General features: G+C 43.6%; 22 protein-coding genes. 6 read left to right on the top strand and 16 right to left on the bottom strand.

Annotation, left to right across the window (positions count from 1 at the left end; all coding sequences use genetic code 11):
- The first annotated feature begins 45 nt into the window (after positions 1-45).
- Genes CLIN57ABFB40_RS12045 through CLIN57ABFB40_RS12035 form a run of 3 tightly spaced genes read left to right on the top strand, consistent with a single transcriptional unit; the run spans position 46 to position 2,676 of the window.
- Positions 46-903 carry an enoyl-ACP reductase gene (locus tag CLIN57ABFB40_RS12045; protein ID WP_175630268.1) on the top strand — a complete coding sequence of 286 codons (858 nt, stop codon included), beginning with the start codon at positions 46-48 and terminating at the stop codon, positions 901-903.
- Between the two features lie 6 nt (positions 904-909).
- Positions 910-1,917 carry a gliding motility lipoprotein GldB gene (locus tag CLIN57ABFB40_RS12040; RefSeq protein WP_175630267.1) on the top strand — a complete coding sequence of 336 codons (1,008 nt, stop codon included), beginning with the start codon at positions 910-912 and terminating at the stop codon, positions 1,915-1,917.
- A gap of 54 nt (positions 1,918-1,971) precedes the next feature.
- Positions 1,972-2,676, top strand: coding sequence for an SAM-dependent methyltransferase (locus CLIN57ABFB40_RS12035; RefSeq protein ID WP_175630266.1), 705 nt, complete (start codon positions 1,972-1,974; stop codon positions 2,674-2,676).
- Here CLIN57ABFB40_RS12035 and CLIN57ABFB40_RS12030 read toward each other — a convergent pair.
- The 3 genes from CLIN57ABFB40_RS12030 to CLIN57ABFB40_RS12020 form a co-directional block, all read right to left on the bottom strand.
- Positions 2,642-3,760, bottom strand: coding sequence for a hypothetical protein (locus CLIN57ABFB40_RS12030; RefSeq protein WP_175630265.1), 1,119 nt, complete (start codon positions 3,758-3,760; stop codon positions 2,642-2,644). The two genes, CLIN57ABFB40_RS12035 and CLIN57ABFB40_RS12030, sit on opposite strands and share 35 nt — an antisense overlap.
- 62 nt (positions 3,761-3,822) lie before the next feature.
- Positions 3,823-4,671, bottom strand: coding sequence for a lipoyl synthase (lipA, locus tag CLIN57ABFB40_RS12025; protein ID WP_175630264.1), 849 nt, complete (start codon positions 4,669-4,671; stop codon positions 3,823-3,825).
- Complete coding sequence (locus CLIN57ABFB40_RS12020; protein ID WP_175630263.1) at positions 4,671-6,881, bottom strand: S9 family peptidase; 2,211 nt, start codon at positions 6,879-6,881, stop codon at positions 4,671-4,673. Before CLIN57ABFB40_RS12020 ends, lipA begins: the two co-directional genes overlap by 1 nt.
- Before the next feature lie 167 nt (positions 6,882-7,048).
- Between CLIN57ABFB40_RS12020 and CLIN57ABFB40_RS12015 the strand changes: the two genes are divergently transcribed.
- From CLIN57ABFB40_RS12015 to CLIN57ABFB40_RS12005, 3 genes are all read left to right on the top strand, one after another.
- On the top strand, positions 7,049-7,351 hold the full coding sequence (locus CLIN57ABFB40_RS12015; protein WP_175630262.1) for a hypothetical protein: 303 nt from the start codon (positions 7,049-7,051) through the stop codon (positions 7,349-7,351).
- Positions 7,352-7,436: 85 nt separating this feature from the next.
- Positions 7,437-7,805: a BlaI/MecI/CopY family transcriptional regulator gene (locus CLIN57ABFB40_RS12010; protein ID WP_175630261.1), complete on the top strand. Its 369-nt coding sequence runs from the start codon at positions 7,437-7,439 to the stop codon at positions 7,803-7,805.
- Between the two features lie 61 nt (positions 7,806-7,866).
- The gene (locus tag CLIN57ABFB40_RS12005; RefSeq protein WP_175630380.1) at positions 7,867-9,525 is read left to right on the top strand and encodes a M56 family metallopeptidase; all 1,659 of its coding nucleotides are present in this window, start codon (positions 7,867-7,869) and stop codon (positions 9,523-9,525) included.
- Positions 9,526-9,562: 37 nt separating this feature from the next.
- Here CLIN57ABFB40_RS12005 and miaA read toward each other — a convergent pair whose 3' ends face one another.
- The 13 genes from miaA to CLIN57ABFB40_RS11940 form a co-directional block, all read right to left on the bottom strand.
- Positions 9,563-10,462 (bottom strand): tRNA (adenosine(37)-N6)-dimethylallyltransferase MiaA, encoded by a 900-nt coding sequence (miaA, locus tag CLIN57ABFB40_RS12000; protein WP_175630260.1) that lies wholly within the window; start codon positions 10,460-10,462, stop codon positions 9,563-9,565.
- 102 nt (positions 10,463-10,564) lie between these two features.
- Positions 10,565-11,119 carry an IS1096 element passenger TnpR family protein gene (locus CLIN57ABFB40_RS11995; protein WP_175630259.1) on the bottom strand — a complete coding sequence of 185 codons (555 nt, stop codon included), beginning with the start codon at positions 11,117-11,119 and terminating at the stop codon, positions 10,565-10,567.
- A 21-nt stretch (positions 11,120-11,140) separates the two neighbouring features.
- Entirely contained in the window at positions 11,141-11,908 is a 768-nt protein-coding gene (gene lpxA / locus CLIN57ABFB40_RS11990; RefSeq protein WP_175630258.1) for an acyl-ACP--UDP-N-acetylglucosamine O-acyltransferase, read from the bottom strand.
- Positions 11,909-11,927: 19 nt separating this feature from the next.
- A complete protein-coding gene (locus tag CLIN57ABFB40_RS11985; protein WP_175630257.1) occupies positions 11,928-13,313 on the bottom strand; it encodes a bifunctional UDP-3-O-[3-hydroxymyristoyl] N-acetylglucosamine deacetylase/3-hydroxyacyl-ACP dehydratase in 1,386 nt (461 codons plus the stop codon).
- 11 nt (positions 13,314-13,324) lie between these two features.
- Entirely contained in the window at positions 13,325-14,365 is a 1,041-nt protein-coding gene (gene lpxD, locus CLIN57ABFB40_RS11980; RefSeq protein ID WP_175630256.1) for a UDP-3-O-(3-hydroxymyristoyl)glucosamine N-acyltransferase, read from the bottom strand.
- Between the two features lie 82 nt (positions 14,366-14,447).
- Positions 14,448-15,677 carry an HD domain-containing protein gene (locus CLIN57ABFB40_RS11975; protein WP_175630255.1) on the bottom strand — a complete coding sequence of 410 codons (1,230 nt, stop codon included), beginning with the start codon at positions 15,675-15,677 and terminating at the stop codon, positions 14,448-14,450.
- Between the two features lie 64 nt (positions 15,678-15,741).
- Entirely contained in the window at positions 15,742-16,572 is an 831-nt protein-coding gene (gene pyrF, locus CLIN57ABFB40_RS11970) for an orotidine-5'-phosphate decarboxylase (RefSeq protein ID WP_175630254.1), read from the bottom strand.
- A 15-nt stretch (positions 16,573-16,587) separates the two neighbouring features.
- Positions 16,588-17,700 carry a peptide chain release factor 1 gene (gene prfA, locus CLIN57ABFB40_RS11965; protein WP_121765219.1) on the bottom strand — a complete coding sequence of 371 codons (1,113 nt, stop codon included), beginning with the start codon at positions 17,698-17,700 and terminating at the stop codon, positions 16,588-16,590.
- A 3-nt stretch (positions 17,701-17,703) separates the two neighbouring features.
- Positions 17,704-18,870, bottom strand: coding sequence for an AIR synthase-related protein (locus CLIN57ABFB40_RS11960; protein WP_175630253.1), 1,167 nt, complete (start codon positions 18,868-18,870; stop codon positions 17,704-17,706).
- A 159-nt stretch (positions 18,871-19,029) separates the two neighbouring features.
- Positions 19,030-19,611, bottom strand: a complete 582-nt coding sequence (locus tag CLIN57ABFB40_RS11955; RefSeq protein WP_175630252.1) for a LemA family protein — start codon at positions 19,609-19,611, stop codon at positions 19,030-19,032.
- Between the two features lie 48 nt (positions 19,612-19,659).
- Complete coding sequence (locus tag CLIN57ABFB40_RS11950) at positions 19,660-20,577, bottom strand: TPM domain-containing protein (protein ID WP_175630251.1); 918 nt, start codon at positions 20,575-20,577, stop codon at positions 19,660-19,662.
- A gap of 7 nt (positions 20,578-20,584) precedes the next feature.
- A complete protein-coding gene (locus CLIN57ABFB40_RS11945; RefSeq protein WP_175630250.1) occupies positions 20,585-21,535 on the bottom strand; it encodes an alpha/beta hydrolase in 951 nt (316 codons plus the stop codon).
- 55 nt (positions 21,536-21,590) lie between these two features.
- Positions 21,591-22,337: a shikimate dehydrogenase family protein gene (locus CLIN57ABFB40_RS11940; RefSeq protein ID WP_175630249.1), complete on the bottom strand. Its 747-nt coding sequence runs from the start codon at positions 22,335-22,337 to the stop codon at positions 21,591-21,593.
- Between the last annotated feature and the right edge of the window lie 31 nt (positions 22,338-22,368).

Genomic DNA, 22,368 nt, shown 5'->3' with positions numbered 1-22,368 from the left:
TGCGGAAAGATACTATCTTTGCACAAAATTTAACTATTAAAAGATATGAGTTACAACTTGTTGAAAGGAAAAAGAGGTATTATCTTCGGTGCGTTGAATGACCAGTCTATTGCTTGGAAAGTGGCTGAACGTGCTGTAGAAGAAGGTGCAACTATTACATTATCAAATACTCCGATGGCTATCCGTATGGGAGAAGTCAATGCTTTGGCCGAAAAACTGAACTGCCAGATTGTGCCGGCAGACGCTACCAACGTAGAGGAGTTGACAAATGTATTCAAGACCTCAATGGATATACTGGGTGGACAAATTGATTTTGTGCTCCATTCTATCGGTATGTCTCCCAACGTACGCAAGAAACGTACTTACGATGACCTTGACTATGGAATGTTGGATAAGACATTGGATATTTCGGCCGTGTCATTCCACAAAATGATTCAGGCTGCCAAGAAACTGAACGCTATTGCCGATTACGGTTCAATCGTTGCATTGAGCTATGTGGCTGCACAGCGTACTTTCTACGGCTACAACGATATGGCGGATGCGAAAGCATTGCTGGAATCTATCGCACGTAGTTTCGGTTATATCTACGGACGCGAGCACAGCGTGCGTGTGAACACAATTTCCCAGTCGCCTACGTTTACAACAGCCGGTTCGGGTGTGAAGGGTATGGACAAACTGTTCGACTTTGCCAACCGTATGTCTCCGCTTGGAAATGCGACTGCTGATGAGTGTGCCGACTATTGTATCGTAATGTTCTCCGACCTTACCCGCAAGGTGACTATGCAGAACCTCTTCCACGACGGCGGATTCTCCAGCGTGGGTATGAGCCTTCGTGCCATGGCTACTTACGAGAAAGGACTTGATGAGTACATGGATGATAATGGTAACATCATTTACGGATAATAAATTATGAAACTACGGATTTCTCTTCTTATTATATTAATAAGTATGCTTTTCGCCGCCTGTGGGTTAAGCACAGGAAAAGGTATGGAGCAGAAGGAAGAAGAGATTTCTGTTCTGAGATATGATAAGCTGTTGAGCGAATACGTTCGCTCCAACAGCTTTTCTGCTATGCAGAAGTTGTCGATGGATTACCGTCAGCCAACGAAGATTCTGATTGAAGATGTGCTGGCTATCGGCACGGTGAAGGATGATACCATCTCACAACGCCTGCAAAAATTCTATTCGGATACGACACTGGTTCGTCTGATGGGAGACGTGGAAGCTAAGTTCCCTAATTTGGATGAAGTGGAAAAGGAGCTGACTAAGGGATTCAAGAAACTGAAAAAGGAAGTGCCCGACACAAAAGTGCCGTTTATCTATTCGCAAATATCTGCGTTCAATGAATCCATTGTTCTGGTCGATTCTTTGCTTGGCATCAGCCTTGATAAATATATGGGTGAGGATTACCCGCTTTATAAACGTTTTTATTACGATTACCAATGCCGTTCCATGCGTCCCGAACGGATTGTACCGGATTGTTTCGTGTTCTATCTCTTAAGCCGTTATGACATGAATTACCACGAGGGGACTTGTCTTATCGACCTGATGATGCATGCCGGGAAAATCAATTATGTGACACAGCACTTATTGGGATACAATGACGGTGGTGAAGCGATGGGTTATTCAAAAGAGGAAAATGACTGGTGCAAGGAAAATGAAAAAGCTATTTGGGAGTATGTCTGTTCCAATGACCACCTGCATGCGCGTGACCCGATGGTGATTCGTTATTATATGAAACCTGCTCCGGCTGTTGAAATGCTCGGTGTCCAGGCTCCTGCATTGATAGGTACATGGATAGGTACGAGAATCGTTTCCGCATATATGAAAAAGCATAAAGACATGAAGTTGAAAGACCTTTTGGAATTTAACGACTATCACGAAATGCTGAATGAATCCAACTACTTGGCTTCTTGAATCGTTTCTCTTTCTTATTTCTCAATTTTTAATTCTCAATTCTCAATTTAATAAGTGGAAACTGCCCTTTATTTGTTGCCCGTGACTTTAGGCGATACACCTATTGAAAAGGTATTGCCTTCCTATAATAAGGAGATTATCTTCGGTATCCGGTATTTTATTGTCGAAGATGTTCGTTCCGCCCGCCGTTTCCTGAAAAAGGTAGATCGGGAGATTGATATTGACGCACTGACGTTTTATCCGTTGAACAAACATACTTCGCCCGAGGATATTTCCGGTTATCTGAAACCTTTGATGAACGGTGCTTCAATGGGAGTCATCTCTGAGGCAGGTTGTCCGGCTGTTGCTGACCCGGGTGCGGACGTGGTGGCTATTGCTCAACGCAAAAAGTTGAAAGTTGTTCCATTGGTAGGACCTTCTTCTATCATTCTTTCCGTGATGGGTTCGGGCTTTAACGGTCAGAGTTTTGCGTTTCACGGCTATCTGCCGATTGAACCGGGAGAGCGTGGAAAGAAACTGAAGGCATTGGAACAGCGTGTCTATGCCGAGAACCAGACGCAACTTTTTATTGAGACTCCTTACCGGAATCACAAAATGGTGGAAGATATTCTACAGAATTGCCGTCCGCAGACAAAGCTGTGTATTGCTGCCAATATCACTTGCGAAGGAGAATATATACAGACGCGTACAGTGAAAGACTGGAAAGGTCACGTGCCCGATTTGTCTAAGATTCCTTGTATTTTTCTCTTATACAAATAACATTTTTCAGATGTTCGTACTCGTCTTCGAAGCAACTGCTGAAAAAGCCTTTGCCTAAGTTTTCTTCAATCTGTTTGAAACTCCATAATTTGCTGTTCTTAAAGCGGGGAGTGCAGAGGACGGAGTCGTCGTCCAGGTCGACGATGAACAGGTAAATCAGCCGGTTGGTCACTTCATTTTCAAAGTGATAGACGATGTTGAATTCGGGTTTGATGTCATTAACCTGAGGAAGCGCATTGTTCATCAAGCGGGTAGCGCCTGCTGTCAGAGACTCTCCGTAACGGAGATAACATTCCATCGGAATGTCTACTTTATTTTTCTCCAGAATAGCTGTTGACGGTCTGTCGCAAAGAAATAGCATCCCGTGGGTAGACACGGCAATTCTTATCACCGGATTGATATAGGCATTCTTATAATTGATTGCCTCAATGGCGGGTGTTTTCCCAATCACGTCTCCTTTGGTATTGACGATAGGGACATACTCTGTGTGAGACATCAGATGGTTAAAGAAATGGATAGCTATTTGATTGAAAACGATACTTAGAATGAAGACAGTAGGGGGAAGTATTTTATAGAGAATAAGCTCGCTCATTTTGCTCGGTGGGTCTTGGAAAACAACAACGATGCTGATAATGATGAAATGCAGTACGCCAAAGGTTAAAGCGATGCGTGCCGAAACGACGGCAGCTTCCGCGCCTTGTGCGTACAAGCGTTTGTTGCAGGAGCCTATCTGTTTCAGGAAGTGGTTGATAAACCTTTTTTTATGCATATAAAGTATCAGCATGGGAATGAGGATACTGACTTCCAATGTGATGGGAAGTGCGCCTCCCGGAACATAATCACCGGGGATAAGTGCGGCTAAAGATAATAGTGCCAGCATTCCGGTCGCTATATATAGGATAAAGTTAGGATTTAATATCCCCTTTTGTTTCAGGGAAAGATATATACCTACGATACCTATTCCTGTACCGATGTAAATAGCCGTGTCTTGCGTTATAAATTCACCCAATAAAATGGAAATAATAACGGGGATAAAACCCAGTGACATGTTAAAAGCGGAAGAAAGTATTCCTTTATGCTCCATCTCTACTTTATGTTTATTTGTCGGTTTTACTAATAAAACAAATAGTATCTGTGTTTTGTTTGCTAACGGATATGTTTCTCTGCATGGTAGGATGAACGAACAAGGGGAGCACTCTCTACGATGTTAAATCCTTTTTCTAAACCGATGGTCTTGTATTTTGCGAATTGTTGTGGAGTCACATATTCTGCAACGGGATAATGGCGATGACTGGGTTGCAGATATTGTCCTATAGTAAGAATCTGGCAGCCGACTACTAATAAATCATCCATTAATATTTCCACTTCTTCGGGAGTTTCGCCCAGGCCGACCATGATGCCACTTTTGGATTTGACTCCTTTGGAAGAGATATGTCCGATGACTTGCAGGCTTGTATCATAATTGGCTGCGCTGCGCACCAGCGGACTGATACGGCGCACAGTTTCCATATTATGTGAAATGATGTCGGGACAAGCGTCTATCACGAGGTCTACCAGTTCCGTTTTACCTTGAAAATCGGGTATCAGCACTTCGATGGTAGTCTGAGGATTCAGGCGTTTTATTTCACGGATGGTGCGTGCCCAATGATCCGCTCCCAAATCGGGAAGGTCGTCCCGGTCGACGGAAGTGATGACTGCATGGTCAAGTTTCATTAAAGCGATGGACTCTGCTACACGGGTCGGCTCATTCGTATCCAGCGGATGCGGGCGTCCGGTCTGCGTATTACAGAATTTACAACTGCGGGTGCATATGTCACCGCCAATCATGAAGGTGGCAGTGCCTTTCCCCCAGCATTCTCCCATATTAGGGCAACGCCCGCTGCTGCATATGGTATGCAGGCAGTGGGAGTCGACTATCCGTTTTGTTTCGGTGTACCGTTCATTGGCACCGATATTAATTTTCAGCCATTCGGGCTTACGTACTCTATCCGCCATTACAAATTGTTCAAGAAGAAGTTAGTCAAGCGTGTGTACAAGTGTTGGCGGGTATTGCCACCGTATATTCCATGATTACGGTTGGTATATACCTGCATATCGAATTGCTTTCCGAGTTGGACTAAGTGTTCTGCATACTCGGTGCAGTTCTGGAAGTGTACATTGTCATCTGCCATACCATGCACAAGCAATAGGTTGCCATGCAGTTTGTCGGCACGGGTGAAAGCGGAGGACGCTTTATAGCCTTCGGCATTTTCTTTCGGTGTGCGCATGAAGCGTTCCGTATAAACCGTGTCGTAGAAACGCCAGTCGGTCGGTGCGGCAACGGCCACCCCTGCCTTGAATACAGGAGTTCCTTCGCTCATGCTCATCAGAGTCATGTATCCGCCGTAGCTCCATCCCCAAATACCGATGCGGTCTTTGTCCACGTAAGGTTGTTTGCCGAGGTAAAGAGCTGTTTCCACCTGGTCTCTAGCTTCTTTCACTCCGATTTTCAAGTAGGTGCACTTTTCAAAAGCCTCTCCTCGGCCGCCTGTTCCGCGACCGTCCACGCATACAACAATGAATCCGCGGCTTGCCATGTATGTTTCCCAACTGATGCCCCAAGTGTCCAGTACTTGTTGAGAACCTGGGCCGCTGTATTGATACATCAGTACCGGATATTTCTTCGATGCGGAGAAATCTACAGGTTTCATCATCCATCCGTTCAGTGTTACGCCGTCCGTGGTTTGGAAAGTGAAGAATTCTTTCTGCGGTACTGCATATCCTGATAGGGTCTGTTTCAACTGGTCATTTGTAATCAATGTCTTGAGTGTCTTACCCGAATTATCGTTCAAGGTCACCACCATAGGAGTGTTCAGGTTGGTGAACTTGTTCATATAATACTTCATTGATTTGCTGAACAGCGGAGTGTTTGTTCCTACCTGCTGGGAGAGTTTGTTTTTTTTCCCTTTCTTGTCTGTCTTGTAGACGGCTTTGCGCAACGGGCTTTCTTCATTGCTGGTGTAATAGAAAGAACCGTCTTCCTCGTCATATCCCAGGAAGTCTTTTACTTCAAACTTTCCGTTTGTCACCTTTTTAATGAGGTTGCCTCCCATGCTATACCAATAGAGGTGGCTGTAACCATCACGTTCACTGAGCAGGCTGAAGTATTCGGGATAAAATTCGATGTTATCGAAAGTGTTCTCTTTAATATAATAAGGAGACTCGTCACGCAATACCAGTTTGCAGAGTGTAGAACGAGGGTCGGCAAAGTAAAGGTCGAAACGGTCTTGATGACGGTTCAGTGTCATGATAGCCAGCTTACTGGCATCTTTGGTAAAACGGATGCGGGGAATATATCCGTCCGCGTCCAGCGGAAGTTTCATCGTACGGGTGACGTGTGATTTGATATCATACGTGCGTACTTCTACTTTAGAGTTCGGATAACCGGCTTTCGGATACTTATACGTATATTCTCCCGGATAATCTTTGAGGGCATTGATACGGGGGGCTTGACCGGCAAATACCGGGAACGTGTAAGAAGGAACCGCCGATTCATCGAACCGGATAAAGGCAATCTGTGTATTGTCAGCACTGAATTCCAAAGCGCGGTTGAAACTGAATTCTTCTTCGTACACCCAGTCCGGGATACCGTTGATGATAGAATTCTGTTTGCCGTCTTCCGTTACCTGGCTTTCACTGTTGCCATAAAGCAGTTTCACAAGAAAAATATTGTTGTCACGGACAAAAGCAATCATTGTTCCGTCCGGAGAAAAGACGGGGACCTGTTGGGGTCCGCCGTCAGACAGCCGTTCAATAATGTTGTTTGTCGTAACGCCCTTATCATTTCGTTTCAAAGGGTAGATATAATGTACAGCTGTATAGGAATGCCGGTAAATCGGAGTCGTCTTGGTGGCAATCAGTAGTTTCTGACCATCGGGTGAGAACTGGTAACTGTCGAAGTTCTTGAAGTCACATTCGCGTGCAGTGTTCACGTCGAAGATAACCTCTACCTTTTCACCTGTCTTGAAAGAGTATTTGATGATTTGCGTGCCTTCGGCGTTCATCTGTGTGTAGTGTTCACCATCGGGTGTGGGGATGACTCCCTGAATGTTTTGCGGGCGGAAGCGTCCGGAAGTAATATCTTTTAAATCAAGTGCCTTTTGTCCTTGTGCCATTCCGGTCAGGCAGATAAGGCAGAGTAATAAAGTGATGCTGATTTTTTTCATCTGCTTTTATTATTGCTTTTATAATTCAGTTTTGGTTTTTATTCGTACATGCAAAAGTAACAATAAACTTAGATTCAACAAAACCTGATGGATTTTTATGCGGTTTTGATAAGGATTATTGGGTGGGATTCAATATCTTTGTGAAAAGGGCTTTAAATATTACCACTATGAATTCAAAGAGGAAAGACTTGCAGTATGCTTCTGTTTTCTTGTTGGCAGTGGCGCTGACCTTCCTGTTGGGGAAGGGGGATAATCTTTGGCTGGTGTCATGGGGTGACTTGATACCGAGTCTATTTGTACTGTTCATTGCGGGCGATTGCCTGTATAGTTCCCTGCTTCGTATCAAACTTGGTGAAGAGGAAGGCGGTGTCCGCTGGAGTACTTGCTTTACTTTTCTAGTGTTCAGTATTGTTTTTATGGGGGATTTGTTCTTTATCGGCAACTTCATTGTTGATAAGTTATGCGGGTAAACTATAAGCTTTAGTTTACTTTAACTAGAAAAATTAGTTTATGAACTAAAACTTTTCGTTATTTGCAGCAAATAATGTTGCAAGTATGAAAGGATTAACAGCAAAAGAGGAAGAAATCATGGGCTTTTTTTGGGAAAAAGGTCCATTGTTCGTGAAAGAAATGTTGGTTTTCTATGAAGAACCGAAGCCACATTTCAATACATTATCTACTATCGTGCGTGGGTTGGAAGACAAAGGTTTCCTGGCTCACTATACGTTTGGTAATACCTATCAATATTATCCTGTGGTCAGCGAAGAAGATTTTCGTAAGGGAACGCTTCGGAATGTGATTAGCAAGTATTTTAATAATTCTTATTTAAGCGCTGTCTCTTCTTTAGTCAAAGAAGAAGATATTTCTTTGGATGAGTTGAAACAACTGATTCAGGAAGTGGAGAAGGCAGACAAGAAAGACTAATCAAGGAACACTATGGACACTATTTTAATAAACACCAATTAATAAAATGCCAATCTATACTATGGGAGCATTCTTTATTTATATATTAAAATCATCCGTCTGCCTTGTTTTGTTTTACCTGTTGTTCCGGTTATTACTTAGCAAGGAGACTTTTCATCGCTTTAATCGTGTTGCTTTATTGGGAGTGCTATTCCTGTCACTACTCATCCCTTTTATCGAAGTAACAACGAATCACCAGGTTGAAGTGCAACAGACGGTGCTTACCATCGAGCAGTTGTTGATGATGGCAGAAATGGAATCTACCGCTGTTGATGCGGCTGGAGTGGCGGTGAATGAAACTGCTTCTTTTTCTTGGATAGAAATTGTACTGTTTGTCTATTTGGCTGGCATAATACTCCTTGCATGCCGTAATCTATATTCTTTATTCTGTCTTTTCAGATTAATACATTCCGGTAAACGGGAAAAATTAGAGAACGGGATTACGCTTGTCGTTCATGAGCAGGAGATAGCTCCGTTCAGTTGGATGAAGTATATCGTTATCAGCCAGAAAGACCAGAAAGAGAACGGGCGGGAAATTCTGATTCACGAGGCGGCACATATCCGTCATCGTCATTCCATAGATTTATTATTGGCGGATATTTGTATTTTCTTCCAATGGTTCAATCCCGGTGCATGGTTGCTCAAACAGGAATTACAGAATATCCATGAATACGAAGCCGACGAGACGGTTATTAATGAAGGAGTAAACGCGAAGGAATATCAACTATTATTAATAAAAAAAGCCGTTGGCACAAGGCTCTACTCTATGGCCAACAGCTTTAATCACAGTAAACTTAAAAAACGTATCACTATGATGTTAAAAGAAAAATCAAATCCGTGGGCACGTTTGAAGTACTTGTATGTACTTCCGTTGGCAGCTATTGCAGTAACTGCTTTTGCCCGTCCTGAAGTCTCTGAAAAAGTAGAAGAGATTTCAGCAGTCAAAGTTAATGATTTGGCGGAAACTGTTGAAACGAAAACTGAAGAAAATGATGTTAAAGCTCCTGTTGATACAACAAAGACTGATGTTGTGGTAGTGGCGGGGTATCGCAAGGAAGAAAAAGATTCTCTTTTTAGATTTAAGAGAAATGGGATGTCTGTGTCTATGACTAAGACTAGTCCAAAAGAAACACCATTGATTATTATCAATGGAAAGGAATCAGATATGACGGTAGTCAATGCATTGGACCCGAAACGTATAAAAAGCATATCTGTTGCGGATGCTAAAGACGCAATGAAAAATTATGGAGAACGGGGAAAAGGGGGAGTGATGGATATACAATTGTATTCGGAAGAAAAATTTCAGTCGACGAAAGTTGTTTTAAAACCCGATGTGAGCAAGAAGTTAGATGCACTTAATGGGAATACAAAGAATTGGGGAGTTCACTTCCGTTCAGCTAATGGTGGAGACCCACTTGTTATTATTGATGGTAAAGAAGTTTTAGGAGAAGACCCTCTGTCCAAAATCTCTCCGGATCGTATAAGGAGTATATCTGTGTTAAAGGATAAATCGGCTCAGGCAATATATGGGGATAAAGGTAAAAGTGGGGTGATTCTTATAGACATGCTTACAGATGAAGAATATCAGATTCGTCAGAATAAAGTGATTGTTGTCGGGAAATCTTCTAAAGATACGATTACATTAAAAGCCGATTCAATAACGATTATTCCTAATAAATAGAGGTAATGTGGCTTTTTTATTAAAGTAGAATCAATGGTTATTGTAAAGCCCGACGGAGGTACGCAAGTATCTCCGTTTCTTGTTCCGGATGGAACCAGCGTATCTCCTCATCCCGCTTGAACCAGGTCATCTGCTTGCGTGAATAAATACGGGAATTCTGCTTTATCTTTTCGATGGCAAAAGGGAGTTCCCATTCTCCATCCAGATACTTGAATAGCTCTTTATAGCCTACTGTATTGAGTGAATTCAAATGGCGGTAAGGAAGTACGGAACGTACTTCTTCTAGAAGTCCTTCTTCCATCATCATGTCTACGCGGCGGTTGATACGGTCGTAAAGTTCTTCCCTGTCGCGGGTTAGTCCTACTTTGATAATACGGAATGGGCGTTCTTTCTTTTGTTGTGTGCGGAAAGAAGTGTAAGTGCGTCCCGTCATATAGCAGATTTCCAGCGCATGAATCACTCGCTTGGGGTTCTTTAAATCTACAATGCGATAATATTCCGGGTCTAATAAGCGGAGTTCGGCACAGAGTTGTTCAAGTCCTTCTTCCTCATATTTTTGCAACATGAGTTGACGGGTTTCCGCATCAACGGTAGGAATGTCGTCAATCCCTTTGCAGATAGCGTCTACATACATCATTGAGCCGCCGGTAAGAACGACGACTTCATGTTCGATAAATAACTTTTCAAGGATTTCCAGTGCTTCCGCTTCGTATTGGGCGGCACTGTAATAATCAGTAAGATGGAGCGTGCCGACTAAGTGATGGGGTACACGTGCCAGTTGTTCGGGAGTAGGCGCCGCTGTACCTATTTTTAATTCGGCATAAAGTTGCCGCGAATCAGCAGATACAATGCTTGTCTGGAAATTCTCTGCTATCCGTAGACTCAATTCGGTTTTCCCTACGCCGGTAGGCCCTATAAGAACAATGAGAGTAGGCAATGGACTTAAATGATTAGTGATTAATGATGAGTGATTAATGATTAATGCAATACGAATATCTGCACTGCGTTAATCATTAATCACTAACTATTAATCGTTAAATTAAAATTTATCTTCTTCGAATGACCCGCCTGCGTCGCCACCAATATCGAATCCTTCCTGGTCGAAGTCTTCCATATCGAAATCCTGGTCTCCATAGAAGTTTTCGTCCAAATCGAGAGAGCCGCCGACAGCAGCCATTTCTTCAAAGTCGACCGTTTGTTTGGGAGCTTCCCCTGATTTCTTGGTGCATTTGGCGCCTTTCATTTCCTTTCCAGTAATGATTTCAGATAGCTCGATGAAGAAACAACGCTCTGTCATGTAATCGAATACATACAGCAGTTTTTGCTTTTCATCTTCTACCAATTCGTTGATAGGAGTTTCTTTCATTACCCAGCTATCCATTTCCGGGTTGTCGTCCATTTCTTCCAAAGTCACTTCCTTTTCTTTTTCCCAATCATCATCGCAGATAAAGAAAGAAGTCATCTGGTCGTTTGCGTACCCGACTGATTTCAGTATTGTCTCATGGAAGTCGAAAAAAGTTGCTTCCGGGTCAATTTGTATTTCTCTGACAAAATCATCAACTTCATCAGATATGATAGTAAATCTGTATATCATAATATGACTATTTTGAAGTGTTTATTTAATTATACCACGTTCTGAGTTGCGGATGAAGTCGATGATGTAGTCGATTTCAGGACTCTTTTCGAATTCATCTTCAATTTTCTTTAATGCTTCTGTCGTATTCAGTCCGCTTTGGTAAATGATACGATAAGCATTGTGAATGTTTTCAATTACTTCATTGGCAAAACCACGACGGCGCAAGCCGATAATGTTGATTCCACTGAAAGCGATTGGCTCGCGTCCTGCAATGATATAAGGAGGAATATCCTTGCTGAAACGGCATCCGCCCTGAATCATTACATGGCTTCCTACATGGCAAAATTGATGCATCAGGACATTGGCACTGACTATTGCGTTATCGTCAATAACGATTTCGCCTGCCATCTTGGTAGAATTTCCGATAATACATCCATTTCCGACTAATGCGTCATGTGCCACATGCACACCTTCCATTAATAAGTTGTTATTTCCCACAATCGTGCGCCCTTTAGCCGCCGTGCCACGGTTAATAGTCACGTTTTCGCGAATCAGGTTGTTATCTCCGATTTCGGCTGTCGATTCTTCTCCGCGAAATTTCAGGTCTTGCGGAATAGCACCGATAACGGCACCCGGAAAAATAGTATTTCCATTACCGATACGTGAGCCATATAAAATATTGGCATTAGCCATAATTTTATTGTTGTCGCCGATAACCACGTTTTTATCTATGAATACAAAAGGCGCAATTTCTACATTTTCCCCGATTTTAGCTTCAGGATGAACATACGCTAAAGGACTTATCATTTGAATTTCCAATTGTTGATTACTTGTTTTTTACTATTTGTGCCATGAATTCTGCTTCGCAAACTACTTTTTCTCCAACGAATGCGTAACCTTTCATAGTGGAGATACCACGACGGATAGGTGCTAATAATTCCACGCGGAATATCAGCGTATCTCCCGGCACTACTTTTTGGCGGAACTTCACACCGTCTATCTTCATGAAATAAGTAGAGTAACGTTCCGGTTCGTCAACAGAGTTGAGAACAAGCAAACCGCCGACTTGCGCCATCGCTTCTATCTGAAGCACACCCGGCATAACGGGTTCTTGCGGGAAGTGTCCCTGGAAGAAAGGCTCGTTGGCAGTGATATTCTTGACACCTACAATATAGTTGGCTCCGATTTCAATCACTTTATCTACCAGTTGGAAAGGATAGCGGTGCGGCAACAGTTCGCGGATACGGTTTACATCCATTACCGGCTCACGGTTGCAGTCATAGCTTGGAGCCTGTATTTCGTGCAGACGGATTTCTTTCCGCATCTGGCGGGCAAATTTATTGTTGATGGTGTGTCCCGGACGGGTAGCGATGATGCGTCCTTTAATCGGTTTACCGATTAAAGCAAGGTCACCGATAACGTCTAGAAGTTTGTGGCGGGCACATTCGTTCGGCCAGACCAATGGCTTGTGGTTGATATAACCTAATTCGTTGGCATCCATGTGGGGAACTCCCATGACGTCTGCCAACTGGTCGAAGCTTTCCTGAGACATCTTGCGTTCGTAGATTACGATTGCATTGTCCAAGTCCCCCCCCTTGATTAATCCCGCGGAGAGAAGCGGCTCTATTTCGCGAACAAAGACGAATGTACGGCTGGCAGCCACTTCGTCTTTGAAATTATGCATATCTTCAAGTGTAGCAAACTGGTTCGGGATAATGGTTGAATCGTAAGAAACCAGTACATTCAGACTAAAGTTTTCGTCTGGTAATACAATGATAGAAGAACCGGTTGATTCGTCCCGGAATTCAATCTTTGACTTGATGATATAAAAGTCTTTGACAGCATTTTGTTCTACTGTTCCTACACGTTCTATCTCTTGTACATAATATTGTGCACTACCATCTAAAATCGGAAACTCCGGACCGTTTACCTGGATGAGGCAGTTGTCGATGCCCAATGCGTAAAGGGCTGCCATACCATGTTCAACGGTGCTTACTTTGACTCCATTCTTCGACAACACAGTACCACGGGTGGTTTCTATCACGTTGTCGGCTACTGCATCGATAGTTGGTTGTCCTTCTACGTCAATACGCTGGATTTTATATCCATGATTGTCCGGAGCAGGATTAAATGTAACAGTGAGGTCAAGTCCAGTGTGAAGACCTTTCCCGCTCAGTGAAAAGCTATCTTTCAGCGTTTTTTGTTTCAGCATTGGTTACTTATTTACTTATTTAATAGTTGTTTTAATTCTTCGATTTCTTTGCGCAGGTTACGCAGTTCTTTCTGCATATCCGGCAGGCTCCTCTGTACAACAGATGCCTTGAAATATTGTTTAGGGTCCATAGGAGGAGTTCCGATAAGCTGGCTGCCCGATTTGATATCTCCGGGTACACCGGATTGTGCGCCCAAACCTACTTTATCGCCTATTTTTGAATGTCCGGCTATACCTACTTGCCCGCCGAACATACACCATTCTCCTATTTTTGTAGAACCGGCAATGCCTACTTGCGCAGCCATTACGGTATGGGAACCCACTTCGTCATTATGGGCTATCTGCACCAAATTATCTATTTTGGCACCGCTATGTATGATGGTAGCTCCCATTGTAGCACGGTCTACACAGGTATTGGCGCCTATATCTACTTTATCTTCCAGAATAACGATTCCGATTTGTGGAATCTTGTCGTATCCGTCCGGGGTAGGAGCAAAGCCGAATCCGTCGGCTCCGATTACCGCACCTGAGTGCAGGATACATTCATTCCCTATACGGCAATCATGATAAACGTTTACATTCGAGTAAAGCAGGCAATTGTTGCCTATTTTCACACCGTCTCCAACGAAAGTATGTGGGTAAATTTGAGTATTATCTCCAATCACAGCGTTTTCGCCAATGTAGGCAAAAGCACCTATATATACGTTCTCACCAATCTTGGCACTGGGGGCAACAAATGCTAATGAGTCGATACCTTGTTTCTTGGGTTTGCTCATCTCGTAAAGATTGAGCAGTTTCGCCAGACTTTCGTATGCATTGTCTACTTTGATAAGGGTTGTTTTGATTTCGTGCTCAGGAGTGAAGTCTTTATTAACCAGGACAATGCTTGATTGTGTCTCGTAGATATAAGGTGTATATTTGGGATTTGACAGGAAAGAAATAGCTCCGGGCATTCCCTCTTCTATTTTAGCGAATGTGTGTACCGTAGCGTTTTCGTCTCCAATGATTTCCCCTTGGATAAATGCTGCAATTTGCTTAGCCGAGAACTCCATGTCTTTAATTTAAAATTTAATTAGTTCACAAATAACGGACTTTTTTTTCAGATTTCCGTGTTATTGCATGAATATTTTATACTTACCTATGTAATCTCTGGTAGCAGAGATAGTATTTTTTTACCTTTTTGGACAATAACGAGATGTTCAACATGTCCGATGCTTCGGCAATATTTTTGATAGTGCCGTCTTTGTAGATAATGTCAATACTGTCGTCTGCCGGGTCATACATATTCTTTTCGATGCTGGGGGTAGAAACAAAATAGTTCGCTTCGGAAAGTGTTATGCCTAGTTGCTGGCTGATTTGCAAAGTTAATTCTTTTTTTCTGTCTTCACTAATCGGTTCCGACGAAATTTCCACTTTAAAGATATTTCGGTTAATCATTCCCATGCTTAAAGTAGAAAGAATCTTATCTGTATGGGTGCTCCATACTTTCAAGGCTGTCCATATATCGTTATCATCCAGTTGGACGAAATTCTCCAGGCAGTCGGGATTGTTGTGGAACTCCTCAGGAGTAATGTCTTTGTAAAGGAAAAAGCGCAATGCGGGCGATGCGAACAGTTCCACCCCCTGCGAAGCCAGTTCTTTGGCACGCAAAAGGGTACTGATAAGCATCTTTTCGTAGGCTACCGAAGTCTTGTGCAGATATACCTGCCAATACATCAGGCGACGTGCCGTGAGGAAATTCTCGATAGAGTAAATCCCTTTGGATTCGATGACAAGACGGTCGTCTGCCACGTCGAGCATCTTGATGATTCGTGCCGAGCCGATGTTTCCTTCCGTAACTCCCGTATAGAAACTGTCACGACGAAGATAATCGAGCCTGTCCATATCCAACTGGCCGCTGACAAGCTGGTGCAGGAAGCGTTTCGGATACTCGTCCTTGAAGATTTGAATGGCAAGGCTGAGTTGGCCGTTCATCTCCTTGTTCATCCGTTCCATCAGCATAAGGGAAATCTCTTCGTGAGGGATTCCTTTTACAATGGTGTCTTCCAGGACATGGGAGAAAGGGCCGTGACCGATGTCATGTAGCAGGATGGCAGCCTGTACGGCTTCCGCTTCACTGTCAAAGATGAAGTTTCCTTTCGATGCCAGTTGCGTGATGGCTTCGCTCATCAGGTAGAAAGCTCCCAAGGAGTGTTGGAAGCGCGTGTGTTGAGCGCCAGGATATACCACGGATGAGAGTCCTACCTGTTTGATGCGGGTAAGACGCTGCAAAAGGGGATGCCGTACTATATCGTACAGCAACCCCTTCGGTATATTGATGAACCCGAAGACCGGGTCATTGATTATCTTTCTTTCGTAAGGCACTTTATTAACGGTTTAGTGGTTGGTGATTAGTGATTAGTGGCTGTGCGCAATATGCTGCATAGTACTAATCGTTAATCACTTTTTTCAACTGTTCAGCCATTTGTGCCTGTACTTCTTGTGCGGCTATGCGGGCAGCTTCCGCAAATTTCTCGGTTTTATCCACATAGATGATACCACGGGATGAGTTGACAATCAATCCGCAGGTACTGTTCATACCGTATTTGCAAACTTCTTCTAGTGAGCCACCTTGTGCGCCGACACCGGGAACAAGCAGGAAATGATTGGGGACAATCTTGCGGATATCCTCGAAAGCACGTCCTTGAGTTGCGCCTACCACATACATCATGCGGTCATCGCCTGCCCATTCTTGTGATTTGCGCAGTACTTTTTCAAACAAACGTTCTCCGTTCACATCTTCTGTCAACTGGAAGTCATGCGAACCCTTGTTGGAAGTCAGTGCGAGCAGGATAACCCATTTGCCTTCATAAGTAAGGAAAGGAGTAACGCTGTCTTCGCCCATATAAGGAGCTACTGTGACAGAGTCGATATCAAGTTCTTCGAAGAAAGTACGGGCATACATAGCGGAAGTGTTTCCGATATCTCCACGCTTTGCGTCGGCAATGATGAATTGGTCGGGATAATTATCCTTGATGTATTTTACCGTCTTTTCAAATGCAATCCATCCTTTTACTCCCATGCTTTCGTAGAAAGCCAGATTGGGCTTATAGGCGATACACAAATCAGCTGTCGCGTCGATGATTGCTTTGTTGAATGCGAAGATTGGGTCTTCTTCTTTCAACAGATGTTCCGGAATTTTCTTGATGTCGGTATCAAGTCCTACGCAAAGGAATGATTTCTTGCGTTTTATGTTTTCAAATAATTGTTGCTTATCCATCTTTATAATAATGTTTTAGAGTTCGCTTTCTTTCAGTCGTTCCGCGTTTTCAGCCACAATCAGGTGGTCTATACAATCCTGGATATCTCCGTCCATGAAAGCTGCCAGATTGTAAATCGTGTAGTTGATGCGGTGGTCGGTGATACGTCCTTGCGGATAATTGTATGTACGGATTTTAGCCGAACGGTCGCCGGTCGATACCATTGTCTTGCGTTTGGAAGCAATGTCGTCGATATATTTCTGATGTTCTTTGTCGTAGATAAAAGTACGGAGACGTGCTAATGCTCGTTCTTTATTTTTCGGCTGGTCGCGTGTTTCGGTACATTCAATCAGGATTTCTTCGGCAATGCCTGTATTCGGGTTCTTCCAGATATAGCGCAGGCGTACTCCTGATTCTACCTTATTAACATTCTGTCCGCCGGCACCGCCGCTTCGGAAAGTATCCCATTTTATTTCGCCTTCATTGATGACTACGTCGAATTCTTCCGCTTCGGGAAGTACGGCTACCGAAGCTGCCGAAGTATGTACACGTCCCTGGGTTTCTGTGGCGGGAACACGTTGTACGCGGTGTACGCCCGATTCATATTTCAGGATTCCGTAAACATTGTCACCTGTGACGCTGCAAACTATTTCCTTGAATCCGCCTGCCGTTCCTTCGTTTGCATTGGAGACTTCCATCTTCCAGCCTTTTGTTTCGCAGAATTTGGCATACATACGGAAGAGGTCACCGGCAAAGATGGCTGCCTCGTCACCACCTGCACCGCCACGGATTTCAAGAATCGCATTTTTGCTGTCCTGCGGGTCGGCGGGAACAAGCATCAGTTTGATTTCTTCTTCCAATACCGGAAGGCGTTCCTGGCTGTTATCCATTTCTTCTTTAGCCATTTCACGCATTTCGGCATCCGACTCACTGGCAAGGATACTCTTGGCTTCCTCAATGTTACCCAGCAATTGGATATATTCCTTGCGGGCTTTCATCAAGTCATCCAGTTCCTTATATTCCTTAGTCAGCTTGACATAGCGCTTTTGGTCGGCAATTACTGCCGGGTCGGTGATAAGGGTTGATATTTCTTCAAAACGGGCTACAAGTCCGTCCAGTTTCTCTAATATGGTACTGTTGTCTGCCATTCCTTAATATCTGAATTCTCCGAACTCGCTCTTTATGATTAACTCTGTATTGTCACATTCTTCAACGCGTCCTACTATCTGTGCCGGGATACCGAATGACTCGGAAATAGCGATAACTTCTTCCGCATGGTCCGGTGACAGGTAAACTTCAAGACGGTGTCCCATATTGAATACCTTGTACATTTCGGCCCAGTCGGTGCCGCTTTGTTCCTGGATAGTTTTGAACAATGGGGGAACAGGGAAAAGATTGTCTTTTACAACACGGACGTTTTCAACAAAGTGCAGCACTTTGGTCTGTGCACCACCGGAACAGTGAACCATTCCGTGAATTTCGGGGCGTAATGCATCCAGTAATTTCTTTACTACCGGTGCATAGGTACGGGTAGGAGAGAGCACTAACTTGCCTGCATCAATCGGAGAACCTTCTACACTGTCTGTCAGTTTCAGATTTCCTGAGTAAACCAGTTCTTCGGGAACTGCCGCGTCATAGCTTTCCGGATATTTTTCAGCAAGGTATTTGCCGAATACATCATGGCGTGCACTTGTCAGACCGTTGCTGCCCATGCCGCCGTTATATTCTTTTTCATAAGTAGCCTGTCCGTAAGAAGCAAGACCGACGATTACGTCGCCCGGACGGATGTTGGCATTATCGATAACATCCGAACGTTTCATACGGCAAGTTACGGTAGAATCTACAATGATAGTGCGAACCAAGTCGCCGACATCAGCAGTCTCGCCACCAGTTGCATATACGCCTACGCCCATTTCACGGAGTTCGGCAAGTAGTTCGTCTGTTCCGTTGATGATGGCGGAGATAACTTCTCCCGGGATTAATAACTTGTTGCGTCCGATAGTTGAAGAGACGAGGATATTATCTACGGCACCTACACAAAGCAAGTCATCGATATTCATAATCAAGGCATCCTGAGCGATTCCTTTCCATACAGACAGGTCTCCTGTCTCTTTCCAGTACATATAAGCAAGAGAAGATTTGGTTCCGGCACCGTCGGCATGCATGATGTTGCAATATTCCGGGTCACCTCCCAATATATCGGGAATAATTTTGCAGAATGCTTTCGGGAAAATTCCTTTGTCGATGTTCTTGATGGCGTTGTGCACATCTTCTTTTGATGCGCTTACTCCACGCATCATGTATCGTTGATTACTCATGAGTTATAGAATTATTTTGTATACGGCTGCAAAAGTACTGCTTTTTTTTCGTACAGCCAACTATCTTAATAGAAATGCCGCTGACTAATAAAGTTTTCGTGTCTAATGAGATACGGAAACTTTATTAGTCAGCGGCAAAATCTTTTCGGCACTTTTTTCTTAGAACTCTACTTTAGGTGCTTTTTCACTGCCTTCTTCTGCTTCAAAATATGCTTTCTTATCGAAACCGAACATTCCTGCAAAGATGTTCTTTGGGAAACGGCGGATATTGGTATTGTAGGCTTGGGCGGCGTCGTTAAAGTTCTTGCGTGCCACATTGATGCGGTTCTCAGTCCCTTCCAATTGTGCTTGTAATTCAAGGAAGTTCTGATTAGCTTTCAAGTCAGGATAATTTTCTGTGATAGCTAATAATTTTCCTAATGCGGAAGTTACTGCTCCTTGTGCTTTTTGATACTGAGCAAGTTTTTCCGGCGTCAGGTCAGCGGCATCCACTTTTATCTGGGTTGCCTGGCTGCGTGCGGCAACTACTCCTTCCAATGTCTCTTTTTCATGTGTTGCGTACCCTTTCACTGTATTTACCAGGTTTGGAATTAAGTCGGCACGGCGTTGGTATTGCGTTTCCACATTTGCCCACTGGCCGCTTACGTTCTCCTCCATAGTAACCAGACCGTTATATACGCTGATTGCCCAAAAGACAAGGATAGCTACAACGGCTAAAATGATGATAATTGACTTTTTCATGTTTATTGTTTTTATTGATATTGATAATCTGATTTTTGAGTTTTATTTTTAGAACCGTGAACCGGCACCGCCTCCGCCACCCATTCCGCCGCCGAAGCTGCCTCCGCTAAAGCCTCCGCCGCTTCCGCCGAAACTTCCACCGCCCATGCCGCCAATGAATGGTCCTCCGCTACCACCGCGATGATGATAGTCATTCTCGTAACTTTGCTGGCGACGTACGAGAGTATGCCCGCAGTTTCTACAAGTGTAAGTGACATCTTCGGTTTTCACACCGTTAATCCGGGATACCATCCTACTGCTACTTCTTTGTAATGTATGCTTTCCGCATTTCGGACAACGGCTTTGTTTGCGTGCAGCAAAGAAAGCAATGCCTCCGCCAATCAGAGCAAAGAAGAAGACAGCGAGAATAAAATCAAACGAACTGCCGTCACTTGAATCGGAAAGGGAATCATTTTCCATAGAACCGTCAAGCCGTTGGCAAGTCGCTTTCAAACCTGCTACCATCCCTGCATCCCAATTTCCGTTTTTCAAATAGGGAATCATATATTTGGTTTGAATTCGCTTGCAGATAGCATCGGGAAGAACGCCTTCCAGACCATAGCCGGTGTAAAACTGGATACAACGCTGGTCGGTAACCAGCAAAATAACCAGACCGTTATTTTTATCTTTCTTCCCTACGCCCCATTTGTTGAGTAATTGGTGGCAGAAATCGAAGCAATCCTCCTCTCCGATAGAAGGGACTACGGCAACTACAGTTTCAATGCCTGTTTGCTGTTCCAAAGCATAAAGCATGGCATCTATACTGTCGCAAGATGCTTGTGAAAGTATCCCCGCAGGGTTACAAACATACTGCATCTTGTTTTGTAAGTGAACTTTCGGAAGATTGTCTACCGTATATACTTTCTCTTGAGCCTGCAAAGGAATCAGTAGAAAAGTGAAGAGTATAAATGTAAATATTGATTTCATAACAGTTTTAATGAATGTATCGCCCGACGAATTCACGGATTTTATCGGTGTATTCCTGCTTGTTCTCTTGGTATGAAACGGCATGGGCGGCACCCGGCACAATCCAAAGTTCCTTTGGCTCCGGTTTCGCTTCATAAAGCGGATATACCATCCATGTCGGGACGTATGTATCCTTGTCTCCGTGAATAAACATCATTGGCAGTTCGCACTTCGCCACCTGTTTCAGTGAAGAAGCCTCTTTGAACTTCCAACCGTATTTCTTTTCGCATAGCCAGCTTGTGGTGTACATTAGCGGGAAAGGCGGAAGTCCGAAAGATGACTTCAATTCGTGGGAAAATTCATCCCATACACTGGTATAACCGCAATCTTCCACGAAGCATTTTACAAAAGGTTGCTGTTGCTCACCGGATACCATCATCGTAGTTGCACCGCCCATCGAAATGCCATGCACTACCATTTGCGTACTGTCTCCGAAAATTTCATTGGCAATATTCATCCACTGCAACACATCCAAGCGGTCTTTCCAACCCATCTGAATGGCACGACCTTCACTTTCTCCTTGGTGCTGAAGCTCAGGAAGCAAAATATTAAAGCCTAAATCACGGTTGTACAAGTAGCCAATCATAAACATACGAATGGCATTGTCCGTGTATCCGTGAACAATAACTGCTGTTTTGTTGGTCGGTTCGGGAGCAGCGACATAGTAAGCATGAAGTTGTATACCATGCGGATTGATGATGAAGGTATCTTTCAGCGCATCAACTTGTCGCAAACTATCCACCCACGAACGCAGAAATGGATAGTTCTTGTACATAAAAGGATAAGAGTCAGCATCTTTAGACAATATTTTCGCATCTGGCGTCAGCGAGAAGTTTAACATATAGAAACTTCCTCCGATAGTGCAACCGGTCATTATCAGCATAATGATAATAATGCTATAGACTACTTTCCTCTTCATATGATACCTTTAACCTTTTTTACTCTCTCGTCTTGAAAAAGGGGTAGGAGAGAATTTATTTGTGCCAGATTTCCCAGGCGGCAAATGCCTGAAGAAGCAACATTTCAAGACCGTTTTTTACAACGGCACCCTGTGCTTCTCCCTTTTTCATGAAAAGGGTGATATTTGGATTATATAACAAATCGTAGAGCAAATGGTTTGGAGTAACCAACTCATAAGGGATATTAGGACAGAAATCGACCTTGGGAAACATTCCTACAGGAGTGCAGTTTACAATTACCGTATATTCTGCCATGATTTCAGGGCTTAGTTCCTCGTAGGTCAGCATGCCGTCTGCTCTGTGAGTGCGCGATACGAATACACTTTCAATTCCCAAATTTTTAAGACCGTGGTAAACAGCCTTGGACGCTCCACCGGTACCCAGAATTAAAGCCTTTTTGTGATGGGGTTGCAATAATGGTTGTATGGATTGGGTAAATCCGATAATATCAGAATTATAGCCTATCAACTTCACCTTTCCTTTCGGCTGACGGATAATTTTGATTACATTCACTGCACCGATTTTTGCAGTATCAGGGTCTAGCTCGCTCAAAAAAGGAATAACTTGCTCCTTGTAAGGGATAGTGACGTTAAGACCGCGCAGATTGGGATTCTCTTCAATCACTTCCATGAAATCGTTGATTTGGGGAATCTCAAAATTCACATATTCCGCATTGATGCCTTCGGATTTAAATTTCTCGTTAAAGTATCCGATAGAAAATGAATGTCTCAAAGGGTAGCCGATTAAACCATATTTTTCCATAATACGAAAGGATTAAATTAATCAATCATAA

It is taken from the genome of Bacteroides acidifaciens, from assembly GCF_903181435.1.
Lineage (GTDB): Bacteria > Bacteroidota > Bacteroidia > Bacteroidales > Bacteroidaceae > Bacteroides.
The sequence above is the reverse complement of the archived record's forward strand: the minus strand, read 5'-3'. Positions and strand labels throughout refer to the sequence as shown.